The sequence below is a fragment of the Histidinibacterium lentulum genome (assembly GCF_003789055.1).
In the GTDB taxonomy this organism is placed as follows: domain Bacteria; phylum Pseudomonadota; class Alphaproteobacteria; order Rhodobacterales; family Rhodobacteraceae; genus Oceanicola; species Oceanicola lentulus.
In genome coordinates this window covers 567,379-588,146 of sequence record NZ_ML119081.1, presented here as the reverse complement: position 1 = coordinate 588,146, position 20,768 = coordinate 567,379, and the positions used below count along the sequence as shown (strand labels likewise).

General features: G+C 70.7%; 21 protein-coding genes and 1 tRNA gene. 7 read left to right on the top strand and 15 right to left on the bottom strand.

Annotated features, from left to right (window positions below; translation table 11 throughout):
* Nucleotides 1-2: 2 nt before the first annotated feature.
* The 9 genes from EAT49_RS02820 to EAT49_RS02780 all read right to left on the bottom strand — a co-directional run bounded on the left by EAT49_RS02820 (nt 3) and on the right by EAT49_RS02780 (nt 9,596).
* Nucleotides 3-470, bottom strand: coding sequence for a UDP-N-acetylglucosamine--LPS N-acetylglucosamine transferase (locus EAT49_RS02820; RefSeq protein ID WP_123640742.1), 468 nt, complete (start codon nt 468-470; stop codon nt 3-5).
* Nucleotides 471-579: 109 nt separating this feature from the next.
* Complete coding sequence (locus tag EAT49_RS02815; protein WP_123640741.1) at nt 580-1,815, bottom strand: glycosyltransferase; 1,236 nt, start codon at nt 1,813-1,815, stop codon at nt 580-582.
* Entirely contained in the window at nt 1,812-2,747 is a 936-nt protein-coding gene (locus tag EAT49_RS02810) for a glycosyltransferase family 2 protein (protein WP_123640740.1), read from the bottom strand. The genes EAT49_RS02815 and EAT49_RS02810 overlap by 4 nt, the downstream gene beginning before the upstream one ends.
* 20 nt (nt 2,748-2,767) lie before the next feature.
* Entirely contained in the window at nt 2,768-4,036 is a 1,269-nt protein-coding gene (locus EAT49_RS02805) for a hypothetical protein (protein ID WP_148078726.1), read from the bottom strand.
* A 51-nt stretch (nt 4,037-4,087) separates the two neighbouring features.
* Complete coding sequence (locus EAT49_RS02800) at nt 4,088-5,068, bottom strand: acyltransferase family protein (RefSeq protein WP_185020616.1); 981 nt, start codon at nt 5,066-5,068, stop codon at nt 4,088-4,090.
* Nucleotides 5,065-6,324 carry a Coenzyme F420 hydrogenase/dehydrogenase, beta subunit C-terminal domain gene (locus EAT49_RS02795; protein ID WP_123640737.1) on the bottom strand — a complete coding sequence of 420 codons (1,260 nt, stop codon included), beginning with the start codon at nt 6,322-6,324 and terminating at the stop codon, nt 5,065-5,067. The genes EAT49_RS02800 and EAT49_RS02795 overlap by 4 nt, the downstream gene beginning before the upstream one ends.
* On the bottom strand, nt 6,321-7,559 hold the full coding sequence (locus EAT49_RS02790; protein ID WP_185020615.1) for a lipopolysaccharide biosynthesis protein: 1,239 nt from the start codon (nt 7,557-7,559) through the stop codon (nt 6,321-6,323). The genes EAT49_RS02795 and EAT49_RS02790 overlap by 4 nt, the downstream gene beginning before the upstream one ends.
* Nucleotides 7,560-7,564: 5 nt before the next feature.
* Entirely contained in the window at nt 7,565-8,812 is a 1,248-nt protein-coding gene (locus EAT49_RS02785; RefSeq protein WP_123640735.1) for a polysaccharide pyruvyl transferase family protein, read from the bottom strand.
* Between the two features lie 181 nt (nt 8,813-8,993).
* Complete coding sequence (locus EAT49_RS02780; protein ID WP_123640734.1) at nt 8,994-9,596, bottom strand: response regulator transcription factor; 603 nt, start codon at nt 9,594-9,596, stop codon at nt 8,994-8,996.
* Nucleotides 9,597-9,891: 295 nt separating this feature from the next.
* On the opposite strand from EAT49_RS02780, the gene EAT49_RS02775 reads away from it, so the two are divergent.
* A complete protein-coding gene (locus EAT49_RS02775; protein ID WP_246003733.1) occupies nt 9,892-10,413 on the top strand; it encodes a putative pterin-binding protein in 522 nt (173 codons plus the stop codon).
* 80 nt (nt 10,414-10,493) lie between these two features.
* Nucleotides 10,494-13,037: a PAS domain-containing hybrid sensor histidine kinase/response regulator gene (locus EAT49_RS02770; RefSeq protein ID WP_123640733.1), complete on the top strand. Its 2,544-nt coding sequence runs from the start codon at nt 10,494-10,496 to the stop codon at nt 13,035-13,037.
* A 39-nt stretch (nt 13,038-13,076) separates the two neighbouring features.
* On the opposite strand, the gene EAT49_RS02765 is transcribed toward EAT49_RS02770, so the two are convergent.
* Nucleotides 13,077-13,152 (bottom strand) — tRNA-Ile (locus EAT49_RS02765).
* 111 nt (nt 13,153-13,263) lie between these two features.
* Between EAT49_RS02765 and purM the strand changes: the two genes are divergently transcribed.
* Genes purM through rnd form a run of 3 tightly spaced genes read left to right on the top strand, consistent with a single transcriptional unit; the run spans nt 13,264 to nt 16,131 of the window.
* Entirely contained in the window at nt 13,264-14,307 is a 1,044-nt protein-coding gene (purM, locus tag EAT49_RS02760; protein WP_123640732.1) for a phosphoribosylformylglycinamidine cyclo-ligase, read from the top strand.
* Nucleotides 14,304-14,933 carry a phosphoribosylglycinamide formyltransferase gene (gene purN, locus EAT49_RS02755; RefSeq protein ID WP_123640731.1) on the top strand — a complete coding sequence of 210 codons (630 nt, stop codon included), beginning with the start codon at nt 14,304-14,306 and terminating at the stop codon, nt 14,931-14,933. The genes purM and purN overlap by 4 nt, the downstream gene beginning before the upstream one ends.
* A 40-nt stretch (nt 14,934-14,973) precedes the next feature.
* A complete protein-coding gene (rnd, locus tag EAT49_RS02750; RefSeq protein WP_123640730.1) occupies nt 14,974-16,131 on the top strand; it encodes a ribonuclease D in 1,158 nt (385 codons plus the stop codon).
* A gap of 81 nt (nt 16,132-16,212) precedes the next feature.
* On the opposite strand, the gene EAT49_RS02745 is transcribed toward rnd, so the two are convergent.
* Nucleotides 16,213-16,692: a hypothetical protein gene (locus tag EAT49_RS02745; protein ID WP_123640729.1), complete on the bottom strand. Its 480-nt coding sequence runs from the start codon at nt 16,690-16,692 to the stop codon at nt 16,213-16,215.
* Between the two features lie 117 nt (nt 16,693-16,809).
* Between EAT49_RS02745 and EAT49_RS02740 the strand changes: the two genes are divergently transcribed.
* The gene (locus tag EAT49_RS02740; protein WP_123640728.1) at nt 16,810-17,235 is read left to right on the top strand and encodes a SufE family protein; all 426 of its coding nucleotides are present in this window, start codon (nt 16,810-16,812) and stop codon (nt 17,233-17,235) included.
* A 77-nt stretch (nt 17,236-17,312) separates the two neighbouring features.
* Here the strand turns inward: EAT49_RS02740 and EAT49_RS02735 are convergent, their stop codons facing one another.
* The 4 genes from EAT49_RS02735 to EAT49_RS02725 form a co-directional block, all read right to left on the bottom strand.
* Nucleotides 17,313-17,963, bottom strand: coding sequence for a DUF1638 domain-containing protein (locus EAT49_RS02735; protein WP_123640727.1), 651 nt, complete (start codon nt 17,961-17,963; stop codon nt 17,313-17,315).
* The gene (locus tag EAT49_RS21040; protein ID WP_185020614.1) at nt 17,947-18,114 is read right to left on the bottom strand and encodes a hypothetical protein; all 168 of its coding nucleotides are present in this window, start codon (nt 18,112-18,114) and stop codon (nt 17,947-17,949) included. The genes EAT49_RS02735 and EAT49_RS21040 overlap by 17 nt, the downstream gene beginning before the upstream one ends.
* Nucleotides 18,115-18,168: 54 nt before the next feature.
* Complete coding sequence (locus tag EAT49_RS02730) at nt 18,169-18,597, bottom strand: PA2169 family four-helix-bundle protein (RefSeq protein WP_123640726.1); 429 nt, start codon at nt 18,595-18,597, stop codon at nt 18,169-18,171.
* Between the two features lie 73 nt (nt 18,598-18,670).
* Nucleotides 18,671-19,378 carry a corrinoid protein gene (locus tag EAT49_RS02725; protein WP_123640725.1) on the bottom strand — a complete coding sequence of 236 codons (708 nt, stop codon included), beginning with the start codon at nt 19,376-19,378 and terminating at the stop codon, nt 18,671-18,673.
* A 187-nt stretch (nt 19,379-19,565) separates the two neighbouring features.
* Here EAT49_RS02725 and EAT49_RS02720 point away from each other — a divergent pair, with 187 nt between their 5' ends.
* Nucleotides 19,566-20,648 carry a PA0069 family radical SAM protein gene (locus EAT49_RS02720; protein ID WP_123640724.1) on the top strand — a complete coding sequence of 361 codons (1,083 nt, stop codon included), beginning with the start codon at nt 19,566-19,568 and terminating at the stop codon, nt 20,646-20,648.
* Nucleotides 20,649-20,768: the final 120 nt, after the last annotated feature.

Here is a 20,768-nt window from a genome sequence, read left to right as displayed (position 1 = left end):
GGTCAGAGCACGGCGCCGCGGTAGTCCGCGCCGGTGTGCTCGGCGACGGCGGGCCATTGCGACAGGACGCGGTCGGCGACACCGAGCGCGAGGCGCGCGGAGACCGACAGCTCGCGGGCGTTGGCGATCGAATCGATGAACAGGGTTCGCGCGCCGATCAGCCGGCCAAGCCGGATCGCGATCACGCCGCCGGCGGCACCGGTGGAGACGATGACGTCGGGCCGCACCCGCAGCACGATGATAGCGAGCCGCGCGATGCAGAGCGCCAGTCGGACGGGGGTGGTCTTGTTGGCGTCGGGATAGACATGGACCTCGCCCGCGCCGATCTGCTCGCTCACCGTCGGATCGGTGGTGGCATAGTGCACCTCGGCCCCCTCGAAGGCCGACGTCAGGCGCTGCATCTGCACCCAGTGGCCGCCGCCGGAAGAGACGGCGAGGACCACGGGACGGGATCGGGAGGGGACGGGCATCGGGCGGTATCCTTGGCTGGCTGTTGTCCTGCCACCTGAATACCGCGCGATAACTCCATGATGTTATGGAGATAAAAGCCAGAGAGCCGGCGAGTCCGGACAGGTCCCGCTATACTTTCGGAGCATGTCCGGCGCATTCCGGGCGCGCGGTGATCTCCTCGTAGAGCCCGATCAGCCCGTCGGCCTTGGCGGACCACAGGCCCTCGCGCAGGACCTTGGCGCGCGCCCCCTCGCCCAACTCCGCCCGCAGCTCCGGCGGGTCGGCGAGTCGTCTGAGCGCGGCGGCGATGTCGGCGGCAAAGCGGTCCGGATCGGTGACGGGCAGGCGGAGGCCCGAGGCCTCGTCGACGATCCATCCCGGCCCGCCGCGGTCGGCGGTCACCACCGGAAGGCCGTGGCGCATCGCCTCGTAGAGCACGCCGCCCGCCGGTTCGCGGAAGGAGGGGAAGCAGAAGACGTCGTGGCTGGCATAGAGCGCCTCGACGCTCTCGCGCGGGATGCGGCCCAGGAACTCGACCCGCGCGGCGACGCCCAGACGCTCCGCCTCGGCGCGGCAGAGCTCCAGCTCCTCGCCGTCGCCCGCGCTGGTCAGCGTCACGCCCGGCAGATCGGGCAGGAGGGCCAGCGCCCGGACCACGTCGCGCAGGCCCTTGGTGCGGACGGCCCGCCCCACATGGAGCACGCGCAGGCGGCCGGGCAAGGAGGGCCGGGCTCGCGCAGGCGCGACATCGTCGACGCCCAGCTCGAGCACCGCCTCGAAGCGCCGGAGCGGCATCGCCCCCAGCACGTCGCGCACATAGGGCGCCACGCCCAGCACGCAGGCGGCGCGTCCGTAGCTGCGCCGGAGCCAGGGATCGTGCCGGAACCTCCAGCCGTCGAGGGCGCGCAGGCGGGTGAAGAGCGGCGCGCCCGCCCCCTCGGCGCGGAAAGCCTCGGGCGTGTCGAGAGCGCCGCCGAGCGGACCGATGACATAGGGGATCGCGAAATGCCGCAGCGGCGAGGGATAGCGCGCGGCCTGCGGCATCAGCTGGTGCGCCACGTCGAAGCTCTCGCCTTGGGCGAGCGCCGCCCGCAACCAGCGGCGGACATGGCGGGCATAGACAGGCCAGGCCGGTTTCAGCATGGCGTTCAGCCGATCGTGTCGCATCGCCCAGCTTGGCTCGGGCCAGGTCACGACCCGCGCCATGGGCAGTTGCCCGGCGACCGGGGTGCGGCCCGGCCGCTGGAACGTCAGCACCGTGAGATCGACACGGCAGGCCAGCGCCTCGGCCCATTTGAAGGCCATCAGCGCCTCGCCCACGTCCGTTCCGTCGATATTGGGCGCGATCAGCAGGACCTTCATCATCGGGCGGTCCCTCCGGCCACGCCGGGCCAGGCCTGCCGCAGATCGGCGACGACCGAGCGGAAATGCCGCGCGCGCGCCGCGGCGCTCTTGCGGCCCATGAGCCGCAGCGCGGACCAGAAGCCCGCCCGGGAGATGTTGTGCAGCGACAGGATCCCGTAGCAGGCAAGGCCCGCCGCCAGCCCGCCATGCTTGCGGTGCAGGCGCGTCGTCCCTTCGGTCATCAGCACGTCGCGGCGGTGATCGAGCCGGGCGGCCGAGCCGTTGCCGAAATGGGTGATCGCCGGGATCGGCACGTAGACGAGCGCCCATCCCGCGCGGGCGAAGCGGTGGCACCAGTCGGTCTCCTCGCCGTAGAAGAAGAACGCCTCGTCCAGCAGTCCGACCTCTTCCATCGCGGCGCGGCGGATGATCATGGCGGCGCCCGAGATGACATCAACCCTCCGCTCCGAGCTGCGGTCCCAGCCCGTCATGCGGTAGCCGTCGAGCCGCGCGATCCGCGTGAGGCCAAGGGTCTGCATCGAGAGGAATTTCAGCGAGGGAAAGGCGCTGCAGGAGGGCTGCACCGTGCCGCCGGTATTGAGCACCTTGGGCCCCATGACGCCGACACGCGGATGCGCGTCGAGCCAGGCAACGGCCTTCGGCAGCACGTCGCCATGCACCAGGGTGTCGGTGTTCAGCAGCATCACGTGGCGGCCCCTCGCCTCGCGCAGGGCCACGTTGTTGCCGGCGGCAAAGCCGAGGTTGCGCGCGCTCTCGAAGAGCCGCACGCCAGGGAACTCGGCCCGCAGCATCGGCACCGATCCGTCGGTCGAGGCATTGTCGACGACGAGGACCTCCGCCTCGAGCGGCCCGAGACCGGCCAGGACCGTGTGCAGGCAGTCCCGTAGCAGGCCTTCGGTATTCCAGTTCACGATGACGATGGACAGATCCATGGCGGTTTTCCTCGGGGAGATCAGAAGAGACGGGCGGGGCGCAGGGGGCGCCGGGGCGCCGGGCGGGGGGCGGAGGTCTGCGCGGCGCCGGGCGGGGCATCAAGGAGCCATGCTCCCGAGCCGATGAGAAAGAGGAACAGCACGAAAAGCGCGTTCCACAGGTGCACTGTTGCCGCGGCGACCGTGATCCCGAACAGCGTAAAGGCCCAGGCATGACGTGCGCGCCGCCATTCGGGCGGGAGCCCTTTGCGCTGGGCCACGGCCCAGATCAGCCCGAGCAGCAGGCCCAGCAGCATGAAGAACGCGGGCAGGCCATAGCGCACCGCCACCACCAGCCAGAAGTTGTCCATGCTGTCGGACATCCAGACCGGCCGCTCCCAGTCGCCGAGGCCGATGCCGAAGAGCGGGTGCCGCGCGACCTCGGCGGTCCCGTATTCGAAGATCAGGATGCGGTTGTAGGAGGACTGCTTGGAAAAGGTGAAATTGTTGACGAAGACGTGGAACGGCGTCTTCGACGAGAAGAGGTCGATCGCAAGATAGGTCAGCCCGAAGAGGGTGAAGAGCGCGGCCCAGCGTCCCTGCACCTTGCCGAGCACGCGCTCCCAGGCGGCGACGAAGCCCTGCATCATCAGCACCACGTAGGGGCCGCCCGAGGCGGACATGAAGGTGGCAAGGCCCACGCCCCCGACCTTGGCCATGCCCGTGTAATTGGTGAACCGCCGTTCGGCGACCACGAAATAGGCAAGGGAGAAGGCGGCGGCCGAGAAGACGCCGTAGAGGATCGGATGGTCGAAGGGGCCGAAGGTCCGCTCGAGGCCCATGCGCGGCTCGATGAAGGGGGCCATCGGTCCGCCCACCGCGCCCGAGATCCCGTCATGCAGGATGTGGATGCCGGTCAGCGCCTCGGGCACGGTGAACAGCAGCGTGGCGAGGACGAGCATCACATAGGCCCGCGCGACCGCGGCGAAGTCCTCGTACGTCCGGATGTAGACCCGGGCGAGCAGGTAGGCGCCCGCGAATTCGACGATGTAGATGCCGCCCGATTCGATCCCCTGCGCAAGGCCGCCCCACTTGATCAGCGCCAGAAGCGCCCAGAAACAATGGCCGAAGACGAGAAGGTCGAAGACATGCATCCGGCCCGCCCGCCCGGAGACGAGCTTCAGGAGCATCGGCAGGAACATCACGATCAGAACGACCCGGTAGACCGACAGGCGCAGCCCGCCCGCGCTGACCGACACCGCCGTGGGCAGCATGATCGCGACAAGGAACAGCGCGATCGGCAGCGGCACGCCGAACACCCTCCGGACGGAGGACCGGGAAGCGGCCTCGGCGGTCATGGGTCAGGCCGCGGCCCTGCGGCGGCGGGTGAGGGTCGGGCGCTCCACCAGATCCCAGCTCGCGGCGGCCAGCGGCAGCGTAGCGAGCAGGCTCACCGCTGCGAGGGCGGCGGGGCCGATCCCGGGCATGAGGTGCACCACGGTCTGCGCCACCGGCCAGCCGTAGATGTAGACGCCATAGGAATAATCGCCTGTCAGCCGCCGCTCGGGCGCGCGGAGCGCCGCGACGAGGGCGGCATGGCCCAGCACGGCGACGGAGACGGGCCAGAGGCCGAGGCCAACGAGCGGCAGGCCCGTCAGCGCGACGCCGGGGCGCAGCGCGAGGCGGTCCCGGAAGACATGGGCCGCCATGCCGAGGGCGAAGGCCGCAAAGAGCGGCGCAAAGGTCGCCGCGCGGCCCGGCAGGCTCTCCGCCGCGAGGGCGGCGAGGGCCGACAGGACGACCAGCGCCGCCACCGCGCGCGGACGGCGCGCGCCGCCGAGCCTGACGAACATGAGGCAGAGCGCATAGGCCGCGACCTCGTGAAAGAGGCTCCAGAGCGGGCCGTTGAGCACGAGGGGATAGGGATTGGCGGCGAAGGCGCCCGTCAGGCGGTGCTCGATCGACACGAGGGTGAGCGCGCGCAGGAACCAGGCGGCGCTCTCGGCGGGCCCGGCCGTTGCGCCACAGGCAAAGGCAAGGCCCAGCGTCGCGAGGAGCGCGACGCCAAGGCCCGGCACGATCCGCCGCGCCCGCGCCGCCCAGAAGCCGGCGGGGCTGCGCCGCTCGGCGCTCGCGGTAACGAGAAGGCCCGACAGGAAGAAGAACAGCCCCACCGCCCAGCCGCCGAGGGCGTGCCCGGTCAGGGCGGAGAGCGGCTCGGCCGTGCCCGGCCCGAGAGCGAGAGGCCAGGCGTGGCTGACGACGACCGAGGCCGCCAGCACCAGCCGCAGCGTGTCGAGATTTCCGGTCCGGCCCGAGGCCAGCGCCTGTCCCAGGGTCATTGCGCGCTCTCCGCGATCCGGACGCGGCGCCACAGGCGCTCGCGCAGCACCCGCTTCCAGGTGCCGAGCAGCGACTGGACCTGCGCGCGGCGCGGCAGGTCCAGCCACTGGCGCCGCAGCTTGCGCCCGCGGTCCCGGGGGGCGGGCAGGCCCACGGCCCGCATCGCAAGGCGGCGGCCCCATACGGCGCCATGGGTGGCGGCAAGATTGGGCTGGGCGCGGGCGATGATGTCGCGCGGTCGCGGCTCGGCCGTCAGCGCGCCGGCGGCAATGGCGGCCTCGACGAAGGCCTTGCCGCGCGGCGTGCGGGCGACGATGAGCGAGCGGCCCGCGTCGGTGTTCCCCGCGGGCGGCGCGTGCCAGGGATCGCCGACCGAGATGTCGGCAAAGGCGCCGGTGTGATCGGCGCAGACGCGGCAGCGCCAGCGGCGCTCGGACTGCAGGACCTTGCCCCAGCCCTCCGCGTAGGAGATGCCCTCGCTCTCGTTCCGGGTGCCCTCCGCGTCGATCCAGGCGGCCTGCATCAGGCCGGGCCAGCCGTCGCCGCGATAGCGCAGATCGACGAGGCGGCCGTCCTTCGGCACGCCCAGCCGGTCCAGCAGCCGGTCCGTGGCCACGAGGTTGGGCGCGCCCGCGCAGAAGATGGCGATGGTCAGGGGGATCTTCGCCTTCAGGAAGGGGTCGGACTGCGCCGCCTTGTGCACCGAGGCGACATCGCAGGGCTTGCCGACGAAGGCCACGCGCTCCGTGCCGCCTGCGATCCGGCCAAGGCTTTCGGCCGGGCTCGCCTGGGCGTAGCGGGAGCCCGCCCCGCGCAGCAGACCCGCGCGGTCGCGGCTGATCACCGCCGCGTTGAGCCGGGGATCGTCGGCGCGGGCCGCCACATGGGCGACGCCGTCCGCCGTCCCGGTCGCAAGGGCGTGAAGGGCAAGGGCGGTCACCGCGCCGCCCGAGGAGCCGCGGTGGCGTATCTCGTCGTCGCTGGCCCAGCCTTCCCAGGCCGCCAGCACCGGGCCCCAGTCCTCGTCGATGGCATCCGTCCGGGGCAGGCGGCCCCAGTCGCTCTGGGCGCCGGCGCAGAGGGACACCGCTTTCGCGGCCGCCTCGCGGGCCTCGGCGCTCTGCACCACCACCGGGCGGCGGCCGTTGACGGGATCGTCCACCATGCGGATCAGCCCGGGAAAGGCCCCGGCGCAGGCGCCGCATCCGGTGCAGAGATTGCGGGCCACCGTGCGGGTGATGGGATCGGCGCTCATGCGAGGGACTCCTTGGCAAGGGGCAGGGCGCGGCGGGGCGCGGTCAGCAGATGGGCGCGCAAAGTGGCCCCCGCCTCGCCCGCCGCCGCGGCGGCGGCGATGGCGGCGAGCGGCAGGCCGAGGGCGGCGCAGGCCGCGGCGGGGATCAGCGCCAGCGCGCGAACGAGATTGGCCCGCGCGGGATCGCCGGTCCGCCCGGTCGCCACGGCGCGCTGCGAATAGGGCGTGCGCAGGACGCGAAAGCCAGCGGCAAGGCCCACGGCAAGGGCCAGCGCGGTGTCCACCCGGAACTCCTGCCCGTAGATCCGCGCGATGGCGGACGGGCCGAGGAGGGTGAAGCCCGCCGTGAGACCCAGTGCGAGACCGGCATGGGCCGTCAGGATGCGCGGCCAGACCGCCTCGAGCCGGCCGCGCGAGAGCGCTTCCCGCAGCTGCGGCAGGACCAGAGAGCCCGCGGCCCGGCCCACGATCTGCGCGGGCAGGAGCGCCAGTTGCAACACGACACCGTAAAGGGCGAGCGTGGCCCAGTCATGGGCGCCCGCCACGATCAGGCGGTCGGCATAGAAGGTCAGGAACAGCAGCACCGCGTTCAGCGCGAGCGGCGCGCCGAAGCGCCACACCCGCATCAGGGCGGGCCGCGACAGCCGCAGGCGGTAGCGCCGGACGGCGACGCCATGGGACAGCAGGGCGAAGGCCGCGCCATGGGCGGTCAGCACCAGCGCCATCGCCCGGTGATCGCCGGTCAGCGCAATGGCGGGAAGGATGCTGGCCGCCATGGCGAGGGTGGCACCGCCCTCGACCACCGCCATGGCGCGGTAGCGATAGCCCCGCTCCGCCCGGCGGAAGTCGAGATGGGCAAGGCCGCGCAGCAGAGGCACGGCGGCGAGAAGGGCATAGGAGCCGGCCGCAGGCCCGTCCCCGAACGTCAGCGCCAGCACGGGCGCGGCGCACAGGAGCGCCAGCGCGCACGCGAGGCCGCGCAGCACCATGGCCCCCTGCAGGTCGGCCTGAAGGCGCGCGCTGTTGCCATCGGGGGCCTGCAGCATGAGCCGGTCGGCGCCCAGATCGCTGACCATCTCCACAAGCCGGACCGTCAGCGCGAGCATCATCGCCCGGCCAAGCTCGTCCGGGCCGATGGCCCAGGCAAAGGCCACCGACCGGCCGAGGGCCGCGGCCTCGGCGAGGGCCGGCACGGCCCAGGCAAGGGCGCGGCCCCGGAACAGGGGAGACGGCATCGGTCTCAGAGCCCCGCCTGCCGGGCGATGACGTCCATCTCGCTTGCGGCGCGGGCGCGCAGACCCGCGATCCGCCGCGCGAGATCGACGCGGCGCGCATGACGTCCCGCGTAGGAGGCGGCGGCCCGCGCCGCCACGGCGCGCGCGTCGAGGTTTCGCAGGTCGGCCACCTTGTCCTCGATGCCGCATTCGGCGAAGACACCCCGCGCCTTGTCGGTATAGCCAAGCCCCAGCGTCGGCACGCCCGAGGAGAAGGCGCCGATTGTGGCATGCATCCGCGCCCCCGCGAACCAGTCCAGCCGCGAGAGCACCCATTTCAGCTCGGTCGCCGAGAGGCGCTCCTCGAGCACCCGCACCCGACCTGCCCCCGGCGCGCCAAGGCGCGCCTTCAGCGCCCGTGCGGCATCGAGATCGCTCTCGGCATCGCCGCCCGGCCGGTGCACATGGGGCACGAGAAGAAGCCGCAGGGCCTTGTCGGCGGTCAGAAGCGCGCGCGCCGTGGCCTCGATCTGGTCGGTGTGATCGGCGGCCAGCCCGAAGGCCCTCCGCGCGCCCGGCGCGTCGTTGCAGAGCAGGCCAGACACATTCAGCCCGGCTATGGGCTCGGCCTCGCGCGCGGACAACCAGTCCATCGTCTCGCGGTCGAGGCCCTCCGGCGCCTTGCCGGGCAGCGCGACGGCCACGTCGACGCCCAGCCTGTGCCGCTCGGGGTCGAAGGCCTCGCCAAGCGCCCATTGCAGGAAGGTGAAGCTGTCCTGGTCCCGCACCCAGACCGCGGCGGCGCGGCCCAGCACCTCCACCGCCTCGGCGGCATGGGTCGGGTTCCGGAATGGCCCCAGCTTCTGCGGCAGCAGGATCAGCGGCACGCCGGCGTCGAGCGCGAGGCGCTTCGTGAGGATCATCGCGCGGAACCGCTTCGGCCCGTAGACATCGGTGAAGCTGTCCCCGCCCGAGATGTCGAGAACGGCGCGCGAGCCCGAGACAACCCGCGCCGGAACGGAGCGGGCGACGCCCATCCGCAGCAGGACATGTGAGGTGCGCAGGTTGTCGCCCCGCCAGAGGCGCTTGTGATGGGTCAGGCCCATCAGGTTCACGCGCGCGCCGCCCAGGGTGGCGGGCCGCAGGCCGCGGCCGTGATCCGCAACGGTCAGTTCCCGCGCGCCCCGGCTCCAGAGCCCGGCCACGACAGAGTGACAAAGGGCGCTGACGCCCTGGTTGCCGGTATCCGGCGCTGCGTTCAGAAGGGTGATCATCCGGGACCTCGTCAATTCGAGGCGTGGGATAACCTGCTGTTCTCGCCGGGTCTTCCGCGCATGGGGAGTACCGGCGCGCCGGTGGGAGAGGGGGACCTATACCGATGGGTAGGCCAGGCTGGCCGGACATGGAAAAGCCGGCGGGGGAGCCGCCGGCTTCGGGTCGGTCCGTCAGGCTCGGTCAGACGAGGTCGCGGTCCCGGGCGATCATCGCGGCATGGGTGCGGTTCTTGGCGTTGAGCTTGCGGCAGAGCGTCTTGACGTGAAGCTTCACCGTCGCCTCGTGCAGATCGTGCGCGATCGCGATTTCCTTGTTCGCCTCGCCCCGGCAGATGCCCTTGAGCACGTCAAGCTCCCGGCTGGTCAGGATCGCCGCCGCGGCCTGGTTCTTCTGCTGCACGAAATGAAAGGGGGCGTAGATCTCGCCGGCGGCCATGAACTGCGCGGCGCTGATCATCGATCTCGAAGCCAGGGTCTTCGGCACGAACCCGGCGGCACCGGCCATGATCGCCTCCTCGGCAAGCGCCCGTGTCGCCGTCCCGGACAGGATCGCCACAGGCTTGCCGTCGTTCGCCGCGCGCATCCGGCGCAGCCCGTCGAGGCCGCTCATGCCGGGCATGTTGTAGTCGAGAAGCACGAGGTCGAACGCGCCCTCCGCTTCCACGATCTTCAGCGCGTCGGGAAGTGTCCCGGCCGTCGCCACCGCCGCGCGGGCCTCGCTTGCAAGGAATGCCGCGATCGTCTCGCGCACAAGATCATGATCGTCGGCGACTAGGATGCGCATCTCGTTCCTCGTTACGGGCCAAACCATGCAGGATCATGCTGCAGTATGACCGAAAATTGCGTCATTATTCGAACCCGATTGCGGCATGAGCGGCGACGTCGGCACTGCATCGGCACGACCGGGACGTCCGGAGATACCGAGCAGATTGCCATATCGTCAACGTATCCGATCCGTCGCCAGGAAAGGCAATGGACGAGCACACCTATACGGAAGTATGGCGGGTCATCCGATTGCGCCGATGACGCACAGATCGTTTTGTGCCAAGACGCTTCCGCACAGGGACGGGAGCCTCGAAATGGACCACGCTGCACCGGCGCGCATGGACGTCAGATTCTGCTTCGCCGGTCTTCTCATGACCTTCGGAACGACAGTCTTCGCGCTCGAGCCCGTCGAGGAAGACGTTCTTCTCACCGTCACCGGACAGATCTCGGTGACGAACGCCGATGGCGCCGCGGAGTTCGATCTTCCGCAGCTTCTCGAGATCGCGCCTTCCCGCATCGAGACCACCACCATCTGGACCGACGGGTTGCAGACCTTCGAGGGCGTCGAACTGGCCGATCTCATGGCTCTCGTCGGGGCGGATGGCAGCGCGCTCCGGGCCGTGGCCCTGAACGATTATGCCGTCGATATCCCGATCGAGGACGCCGTCGAAGGCGCGGCCCTCGTCGCTTATCTGCGCAACGGTGCGCCCATGAGCCTGCGGGACAAGGGGCCGCTGTGGATCGTCTATCCCTATGACAGCTCGCCCGAGTTCCAGACAGAGCAGATCTACTCCCGGAGCATCTGGCAGCTCGCGCGGATCGAGGTCCTGCCCTGATCGAGGCCCTGAGCCGGTCCGCAAGGACAGGGGCGCCGTCCGGCGCCTCGAACCGGCGACGGCTCCTTCTTGCGACCGTCGTGGCGTCCGTGTTCGCGGTCACCTTCGGGCTGCTGTTCCAGATGGCCCAGAACATCCGCGGAGAGATCGACGCCCTCGGCATCGCCAATTCGGACAGCACCCAATGGTCTCTCGCCCAGGTGGACGTGGAACTCTTGGCACTTGCCGTGGCGATCAAGGACGGCATCGCCGACAAGGGTGCCGCCATCGGAGAGGTCCGCACGCGGTTCGATGTGCTGTACAGCCGGATCAGGACGATCACGACCAGCCCGATCTATGCCGGACTCAGACAGGATCGCGAGGCGGCGGCGGCGCTGTCCCGGCTGGTGGACTATCTCGACGAAAGCGTCCCGCTGATCGACGGCGACGATGCGGCGCTGGCCGCCGCGCTTCCCGCCTTCGCCGACCGCACCGAGGCGATCCGGCCAGATGTCCGGCAGGTGACGTTGCGCGGTGTCTCGGTGCTGGCGCGCGAGGCGGATCTGCAGCGCGCGGCCGTCGCCACCACGCTGACGACGGTGTCGCTGCTGACGGCCGCGCTCTTCTTCGTGCTGATCATCATGCTCGCGATGCTCGTGTACTACGTCAGGCGCGAGCGCCGGCGCGCCATCGAGGAGGGCCTCGTCAAGGCGCGGCTCGCCTCCATCGTCGGCACCTCCCTCGACGCGGTCGTCGTGGTCGACGCGACCGGCAGGATCCTCGAGTTCAACGCCGCCGCAGAGACCATCTTCGGCTACTCGAGGGCAGAGGCGGTGGGCGCGAAGATGGAGGACCTGATCGTCCCCGACCATCACAGGACCGCGCATCTCGCGGGCATGGAGCGGTACCATCGCACCGGGGAGCGCCGCGTGGTCGGCAAGGGCCGCATCCAGATCGAGGCGCGTCGCAAGAGCGGCGAGATCTTTCCCGTCGAACTGTCGATCTCCACCGCGGCCTCGGAGGGCGGTGAGATCTTCGTCTCCTTCGCCCGCGACATCTCGAACCGCGTGACGTCGGAGCGCGAACTCATCAAGGCCCGCGACGAGGCGGTCGCGGGGGAACGGGCCAAGGCCGACCTGATCGCCGTCATGAGCCACGAGATGCGGACACCCCTGAACGGCATGCTCGGCACGCTCGACCTGATGGACGTGGAGGGGCGCAGCGCCAAGGACCTCGAATACCTCGACATCATCCGCGCCTCGGGAAAGCAGCTTCTGCACCATGTCGACAACGTGCTGGAGATCTCGCGGGTCGAGGCCGGCAAGATCGTCCTCGCGCAGGGGACGATGTCCCTGCGGGCCCTGGTGCGGGAACTCGTGGACGGTCAGCGGGCCGCGGCCGAGCATCGCGGCAACACGCTTGCGCACAGGGTGAAGGCCCATGGTCACGACTATGTCGTAGGCGATCCGAACCGCATCCGCCAGGTCCTGCTCAACCTGATCGGCAACGCGATCAAGTTTACCCGCAACGGCACGATCTGCGTCGAGGTGGAGCGGCTCGGCGACAGCGACATCGTCGAGTTCCGGGTGATCGACGACGGTATCGGCATCGATGCCGCGGACAAGGACCGCGTGTTCGAAGAGTTCGTCACCCTCGACGCGTCCTATTCGCGCGCCGTTGGCGGCACGGGCCTGGGGCTCGCCATCGTGCGGCGGCTCGTGGGGGCGATGGGCGGCGACGTGGGCCTCGAAAGCAAGAAGGGGGCGGGCAGTCTCTTCTGGTTCCGCCTTCCGCTGCCCTCCGTCTCCAAGGCTCCACCCGCCGCCGCGCCCGGGACCTCCGACGCGGCCCGCCCGGCGGCGGCCAAGCTTCTCGACCCGCTCAAGGTCCTGATCGTGGAGGACAACCGCATCAATCGCGTCGTCCTGCGCGACCTTCTCGAACAGGATGGACACCAGGTGGACGAGGCCCATGACGGAGAACAGGGCCTCAGCATGGCCGGCCGGAAGTCCTACGATCTCGTGCTCATGGACATCTCGATGCCCGTCATGGACGGCGTCGCGGCGACCCGGGCGATCCGCCGGAGAGAGACGCCGGGCACGCGGCTGCCGATCGTCGCCCTGACCGCCCATGCCGGCAGCGCCGACAAGGAGCGCTTTCGCGCCGCGGGCGTGGACGACATCCTGGTGAAGCCGATTTCGCGGCAGTCCCTGCGGCTCATTCTCGAGCGCTTCTCGAGGCGCGACCCGGCGCCTGCGCCTGACGACGGTGCCGCGGACCAGGCCGGTCTGCTGGACCGCGCCCATCTCGAGGGCCTTGCCGAGGCGCTGGGCCAGGCGAAGATCGGGTCCCTGCTGGGCGAATTCCTGGCCGAGATGGATGCGGCCATCGAGGGGATCGCCACCGGCCTCGAAACCGGCCGGATCGACGGGGATCTCGCGGCGAAGGTCCACAGCGCGGCGGGCTCCTCGGCCCTGTTCGGCGCCGCCGGCCTGCGCCGGGAACTCGCCGAACTCGAGGACCGGATCCGCGGCGGGGCTCCGTGCGACGAAAGCCTGGGTCAGGTCCTGCGGGACACCTGGTCCCGCACCGCCCGCGACCTGCGCCGCCATCCCGCGTCTACGGGCGAGGTCGGGGCCGCCTGACGGGACCGGAGCGACAGGGCCCCCTGCGACGCGGAGAGATGGTAGGCCCGGAGGGATTCGAACCCCCAACCTAAGCGTTATGAGCGCTCTGCTCTAACCGTTGAGCTACAGGCCCGCCGCGGATCTGCCTAGCAGAGCACCGCGAGCGGTCAAGCCGCGAGCGCGCGCCGCGTTGCCGGTCCGCCGGGGATGGGGTATCGCGCCTCAGCCGAGCGAGGAGTGCAGGATGACGGACAAGACCGGGCTGAGCTACGCCGAGGCGGGAGTGGACATTGCCGCCGGAAACGCGCTCGTGGAGCGGATCAAGCCCGCGGCGCGCGCCACGGAACGCCCCGGCGTCATGGCTGGTCTCGGTGGGTTCGGCGCGCTCTTCGATCTGCGCGCGGCGGGCTATGCCGACCCGGTCCTCGTGGCCGCCACCGACGGCGTCGGAACGAAGCTGCGCATCGCCATCGACACCGGCGAACTGGAAGGCGTGGGCATCGACCTCGTGGCCATGTGCGTCAACGATCTCGTCTGCCAGGGCGCGGAGCCGCTCTTCTTCCTCGACTACTTCGCCACCGGCAAGCTCGATACGGAGAGCGCGGCGGCGGTGGTGGAGAGCATCGCCGAAGGCTGCGTCCGGGCGGGCTGCGCCCTGATCGGCGGCGAGACGGCGGAAATGCCGGGCATGTATCCCACCGGCGATTTCGACCTCGCGGGCTTCGCCGTCGGCGCGATGGAGCGGGGGGCCGCGCTGCCCGCAGGCGTGGCAGAGGGTGACGTGCTTCTGGGGCTCGCCTCCGACGGCGTGCATTCCAACGGGTTCTCCCTCGTGCGCCGGATCGTGGAGCGCGAGGGGCTGGCCTGGGATGCCATGGCGCCCTTCGGCGAAGGGCCACTCGGCGCGGCGCTGCTGACGCCGACCCGGCTCTACGTGAAACCGGCGCTTGCCGCGATCCGGGCCGGAGGCGTGCATGCGCTGGCCCACATCACCGGGGGCGGGCTGACGGAAAACCTGCCGCGGGTGCTGCCCGACGGCGTCGGCGCCGAGATCGACCTCGGCGCCTGGCGGCTCCCACCGGTCTTCGCCTGGCTGCGCGAGGCCGGCGCGCTGGATCAGGCCGAGCTTCTGCGCACCTTGAACGGAGGGATCGGCATGGTGGCCGTGGTCGCGCCCGACCGGGCCGAGGCGCTGGGCGCGCTCATCGAGGCCGAAGGCGAGCGCGTCCTGCCCATGGGGCGCGTCGTGGCGGGGCAGGGGGTGGCCTACCGCGGCACGCTCGCGTGAGCCGGCGCGTCGCCATCCTGATCTCGGGCGGCGGCTCGAACATGGCCGCGCTGATCGCGTCCATGACGGGCGATCATCCTGCCCGGCCCTGCCTCGTTCTGTCGAACGTGCCGGACGCGGGCGGCCTTCGGCGGGCGGCTGAGGCCGGGGTACCGGTGGCGACGGTGGATCACCGTGCCCACCGCGGGGACCGGCCCGCCTTCGAGGCAGCTCTCCACCGCGAACTCGTGGCGGCGGGGGCGGAGATCGTCTGCCTTGCGGGGTTCATGCGGGTCCTGACGCCGGGTTTCGTCGGCCTCTGGGAAGGGCGGATGCTGAACATTCATCCCTCGCTCCTGCCGAAGTACCCCGGCCTCGACACCCATGCCCGCGCGCTTGCGGCGGGGGATGCCGAGCATGGCTGTACGGTCCACGAGGTGACGGCCGATTTGGACGCGGGGCCGGTGCTGGGCCAGGCGCGGCTGGCGATCCGCGGGGAGGACACGCCCGACACGCTCGCCGCACGGGTCCTGCCTCTCGAGCACAGGCTCTATCCGGCGGTGCTGCGGCGCTTCGCGGCGGGCGACCGGAGGCCCGTCCTGATCGAGGCGGGCGCCTCCCTTTCCAATCCGCCGCCCCTCGCCTAAGAGGAGCAATCCGTCAGCCGGGGCCAGACCGAAGGACAAGATGCGCACCATCACCACGACCGCCGACCTCGCCGAGTTCTGCCGCCGCGCCTCGGGTGCGCCCTATGTCACGGTCGATACGGAATTCCTTCGGGAACGCACCTACTATCCTCAGCTCTGCCTCGTGCAGCTGGCCTTTCCCGGCGACGGCAAGACGGACGCCGTGCTGGTCGACCCCATCGCCGGCGATCTCGACTTCGCGCCGCTCTACGATCTCTTCCGCGATCATGGCGTGGTGAAGGTCTTTCATGCCGCGCGGCAGGATCTGGAGATCTTCTGCGTCGAGGGCGACGTGATCCCCGAGCCGCTGTTCGACACGCAGGTGGCGGCGATGGTCTGCGGCTTCGGCGAGCAGGTGGGCTACGAGACGCTGGTGCGGAAGATCGCGCGGGCGAACCTCGACAAGTCCTCGCGGTTCACGGACTGGTCTCGCCGCCCGCTGACCGAGGCGCAGCAGAGGTATGCGCTGGCGGACGTCACGCATCTGCGGGTGATCTACGAGGAGCTGAAGGCGCAGCTTGACCGGTCGGGGCGGATCAAGTGGGTGGCCGAGGAGATGGCGGTCCTGAAGGACCCAGCGACCTACCGGGTCGATCCGGAAGAGGCCTGGCAGCGGGTCCGGACGCGGACGAATTCGGCGCGGTTCCTGGGCATCGTGCGCGAGCTCGCGAAGTTCCGGGAAACCTACGCGCAGACCCGCAACATTCCGCGGACCCGGGTCTACAAGGACGATGCTCTGGTGGAGCTGGCCTCGACGAAGCCCGCGACGCTCAACGATCTCGGACGCTCGCGGCTTCTGCTGCGGGAGGCGCGGAAGGGGGAGATCGCCGAGGGGATCCTCGCCGCGGTGGCGGCGGGGCAGGCGGCGGATGCGGCGAGCCTGCCGGAGGTCGATGGCGAGCGGGACAAGATGGTCGTCAATCCGGCGCTGGCGGACCTGCTGCGGGTGCTGCTGAAGGCGAAGGCGGAGGCGGAGGGGGTCGCGCAGAAGCTGATCGCGACCGCCTCGGAACTCGACGAGATCGCCGCCGGGCGGCGCGATCTGCCGGCCCTGAAAGGCTGGCGGCGGGAGGTCTTCGGAGAGGACGCGCTGAAGCTCGTCGCGGGGCAGATCGCGCTGGCGGCCAGGGGCTCGGACGTGGTGCTGGTGCCGCTCTGACCGGCGTTACACGATGTAACCGGCTGGAAGTACCTGATTTAAAACGGAATTCCGGAAGAAGTGAAATCCGGCCGTCGCGGCTCAGCGGCGCGCGGCGCTGAGCGCGTTCTCGTTGGCGACCACGCGCACCGAGCTGACGAAGGGCAGATCCGCCTCGTCGATCATCACGGCGGAGGTCAGGCGGCGCTGGCCGATGGCGCCGCTTTCGGGGATCTCGGCCCGGAAGGCATAGACCAGAGTGCCGCCCTCGAACCCGATCCGGGTCAGCTGGGCGTTGAAGGCGCCCGCGGCAGGGGCGATGCCCTCGGCGGTGACGATGGCGCCCGAGGAGGCGGGCTCCACCCGCAGCTCCGTGACCCGGCTGACGAGCGGCCTGCGGTCCACGGTGCCGCCGCGGCGGAGCGGATCGACGAGGGGCGGAAGCTGGCTGCGGTCCACCGCCACGGGCGTGGCCGGTCCGAACAGGGCGGAGGGCCCCGAGACGCTGCCGAGGCTGCCGAGGCGGTCGCAGGCCGAAACGGCGAGCCCGGCGATCAGGATGGCGAGAGCGGCACGGCGCATGTCTTTTCCCTGTCCGTCTTTTCCGCCTCCTAGCCGATCCGGCCGGGCTGGGAAAGCCTGCACTGGACGACCGGGCCCCTCGGGCATAGATCGCGGCAGAACGGCGACGGAGACGACATGGCCCAGGAGGCGTTCGAAGACATCGCGGAGACCTTCGAGTTTCTCGACGACTGGGAGGACCGCTACCGGCATGTGATCGAGCTGGGGCGGGCCATGGACCCGCTCGAGGAGGCGTTGCGTGTGCCCGCGACGAAGGTCGAGGGCTGCGCGAGCCAGGTCTGGCTCGTGCCGATGATCGAGGGGGAGGGGGCCGGCGCCACCTTCCGGTTCCGCGGCGACAGCGACGCCATGATCGTGCGCGGCCTGATCGCCATTCTCCATGCGCTCTACGACGGGCTTCCGGTGGCCGAGGTGGGTCGGGTCGATGCGCGGGAGGAGTTCGGCCGGCTGGGGCTCACGGACCACCTGTCGGCGCAAAGGTCCAACGGGCTCCGGGCGATGATCGAGCGGATCCGGGGCCTCGCGGCGCAGGCGGCGCGGTAGGGCGCAGGTCGCCCGGACGCGGTCGTCCGGGCACGCCCGGCGTGCGGGACGCGGGGCGTGCCGGGCCGAGGCCCGGCCTACGGCGTGATGCGGGTGAGGGCGGGGGCGAGGTCGCCGTAGCCGGTGAAACGGCGCTCGAAGGCGAGGCCGAGGGCGCGGGCCGCGGCGCGGGCCTTCTCGGTGAGGGCGGCATCCTCGGTCTGGGCGAGGTAGACCAGCGTCTCGTAATGGCCGAAATACATCTCCCGCAGCTCGGGATGGCGGTCGAGGCCGAGGGGCCGGGTGACGAAGGCGTCGAACTGGCGCGCGAGGAAATCCGTGACGTAGAAAGCCGTGATCTCGTCACGGGCCGCGAACCGGTCCAGCCCGTCGAAGAAGGCGTAGCAATGGGGCCCCGCGATCATCCCGGCGCCGTGCTCGGCGCAGACCCGGGCGAGCGCCCCCCCGGTGCCGCAATCGGCATAGGCCACGAAGACCGACCAATAGCGGCCCCGGGCGGCGGCGAGCGCCGCCTCGACGGCCGGCGCGATGCGCTCGGGGTGATTGTGCAGGATCGCGGGCAGGCACTGGAGGTCAAGGTGCGACCAGCCGTTCGCCCGGATCAGCGCGGTGATCTCGTGGGCCAGCGCCCCGCAGGCCAAGACCAGCACGCGGCCCGCCCCGCCGGGCGACAGCCCCTCGGCGGTCAGGGCGGCATCGTCGAGGTCGTCCTCAGCGGCCCGCGTCACGGCGGGCGACCCAGAGCCGCAGGAGCAGCGCCGCGACCAGCGCCACCGGCAGCACCGAGGCGGCACCGGGCAGCAGTGCAAGGCCGGCGACTGTCAGCGCGGCGAGGGCGATCACCGCGAGAAGCATGAGGGCGAGAGATCGGACGGGCATGGGGCCTCCTGTTCTGGTCCACAGATGGGCCCCCGGCGCGGCGCTGAAAAGGGGTCAGGTGGCGCGGCGCAGCTCGCGCATCCGCCCGTGGCTCTGCTGGAGATGCTCCATCATGTCCTGCAGCATCTGCTGGTCGCGGGCGCTGTCGGGTTGGTGGATCACCCGGCGGAAGAGCTCGAGCGTGCGCTCCTCGTGCTCTTCCAGCGCGTCGATCAGGGTCTTTTCCGTATCGCCGATCATGGCGCCCACGCGATTGGCGAGTTCGTAGGTCTTCTCGGTCGCGTCGACTTCCTTCACCTCGCCGCCCACTTCCTCGACCATCGCGGCGAGTTGCACCGCGAAGCCGTCGCGCAGGTCGGCATTCTCGACGAAGATCGCCTCGAGATCGGGTTTCTTCAGCTGTCGCGCGGCCTTGCGGTAGAAATTCGCGCCGGTCTTCAGCGTGGCGATGATGTCGTTGAGATGGTTCAGTCTCTGGGACATGGGTCGGGCTCCGGTGTCGGCTGTTTGCGCGACAACGGGACGCGGACGCTTCGAGTTCCCTCGGGTCGCCCTGTCAGGCGCGGGCGGCGATCCGGTTGTGCTTGCGCGCGACGAAGGCCTTGGCCGTCTCCACCGCCACGGCGGCGTCGCGGCAATAGGCGTCGGCGCCAATGGCGCGTCCGAATTCCTCGTTCAGCGGCGCGCCGCCCACGAGCACGATGTAGTCCTCGCGAATCCCCTTTTCCTTCATCGTGTCGATGACGACCTTCATGTAGGGCATGGTGGTGGTCAGGAGCGCCGACATGCCCAGGATGTCGGGCTGCTCTGCCTCGAGCGCGTCGAGGTACTTGTCGACCGCGTTGTTGATGCCGAGGTCCACCACCTCGAAGCCCGCGCCCTCCATCATCATCGACACCAGGTTCTTGCCGATGTCGTGGATGTCGCCCTTGACCGTGCCGATCACCATCTTGCCCATGCGCGGCGCGCCGGTCTCCACGAGAAGCGGCTTCAGGATCGCCATGCCGCCCTTCATCGCGTTGGCGGCCAGAAGCACCTCGGGGACGAAGAGGATCCCGTCGCGGAAGTCGTTGCCGACGATGGTCATGCCGCCGACGAGCGCCTTCGTCAGGATGTCGTAGGGCTGCCAGCCGCGCTCGAGCAGGATGTTCACGCCCTCCTCGATCTCCTCGCGGAGGCCGTCGTAGAGGTCGTCGAACATCTGCGCGACGAGATCGTCGTCGCTCAGCTCGCTCAGGATGATGTCGTCGTCTTGGTCGGACATGGGCGCCTCTCGGGCCGGGCTGCGCCCGGGGGGTGACAGTGTGGCGCACGCTGCCCCGAACCGCCCGGGGCGGCTGGGCGAATTCCGACATCAGATGACGACTGACCGACGCGGGCGCAAATGAATCCGGTCCATGCCCGGGGGAAGGGGGGTTCCTTTGTTCTCCATTTGTTCTATTCTGCGGCCCGTGTCCGAGATCCCGCCGATTCCTCCGGAACGCCGCCGCGGCCGGGCCGCCGCGACGAACCGCACCAACCGGTTCGAGCGGTTCGTGACAGAGGCGGTGGACGATGGCTGGGAGAGGGAGGAGGCGCTGCCGCCGCTCCGGACCGAGGTGACGGAGGAACGGCCGAGGAGCGCCGTGACGCGCAACAGCTCGCCCGACGTGGGCTTTGACCGGTCGGTCAACCCCTATCGGGGCTGCGAGCATGGCTGCATCTACTGTTTTGCGCGGCCGTCGCACGCCTATCTCGGCCTCTCGCCCGGGCTCGATTTCGAGACGAAGCTGATCGCGCGGCCGGATATCCCCGAGGTTCTGGCGCGGGATCTGTCGCGCAAGGGCTACCGGCCGGCGGTGCTGGCGATCGGGACCAACACCGACCCCTACCAGCCGGTGGAGCGGGACCGGGGCATCATGCGCCGGGTGCTCGAGGTGCTGCGGGAGTTCCGGCACCCGGTCTCGGTCGTCACCAAGGGCGCGCTGATCGAGAGGGACGTGGACATCCTGTCGGAGATGGCAGGGATGGGGCTGGCGCGGGTCGGCATTTCGGTCACCACGCTCGATCCCGCGACGGCCCGCGCGATGGAGCCGCGCGTGCCCGGCCCCGCGCGGCGGCTGCGGGCGATCCGGGTGCTGTCGGAGGCGGGCGTGCCGGTGCGGGTGATGGCCTCTCCGGTGGTGCCGGCGCTGACCGATCACGAGCTCGAGGCGATCCTCGCCGCGGGGGCCGGGGCCGGGGCGGTCGCGGCCTCGGCGATCGTGCTGCGCCTGCCGAGGGAGGTGGCGGGCCTGTTCCGCGACTGGGTGGAGGAGGCCTATCCGGACCGCGCCGCGCGGATCATGAGCCGGGTGCGGGAGCTGCACGGCGGGCGCGATTACGACCCCGCCTTCGGGCAGCGGAAGACCGGTCAGGGCGAATGGGCGCGGCTTCTGCGGATGCGGTTCGAGGTGGCGCTGCGCCGGACCGGGCTCAGCGAGGAGATGACGCCGCTCAGGACGGACCTGTTCCGGGTGCCGCCCCGGGCGGGGGACCAGCTGTCGCTGTTCTGAAAGGGCGAGGGCGACGGGTCGGTCAGGGCAGGACCTATGCCCGGCCCAAGGGGGGAGACCCGGCCATGACGCAGGCGCCGGGGGCGAGGAGCGCAGCCGTCTTTCCCCATCCCCCGGACG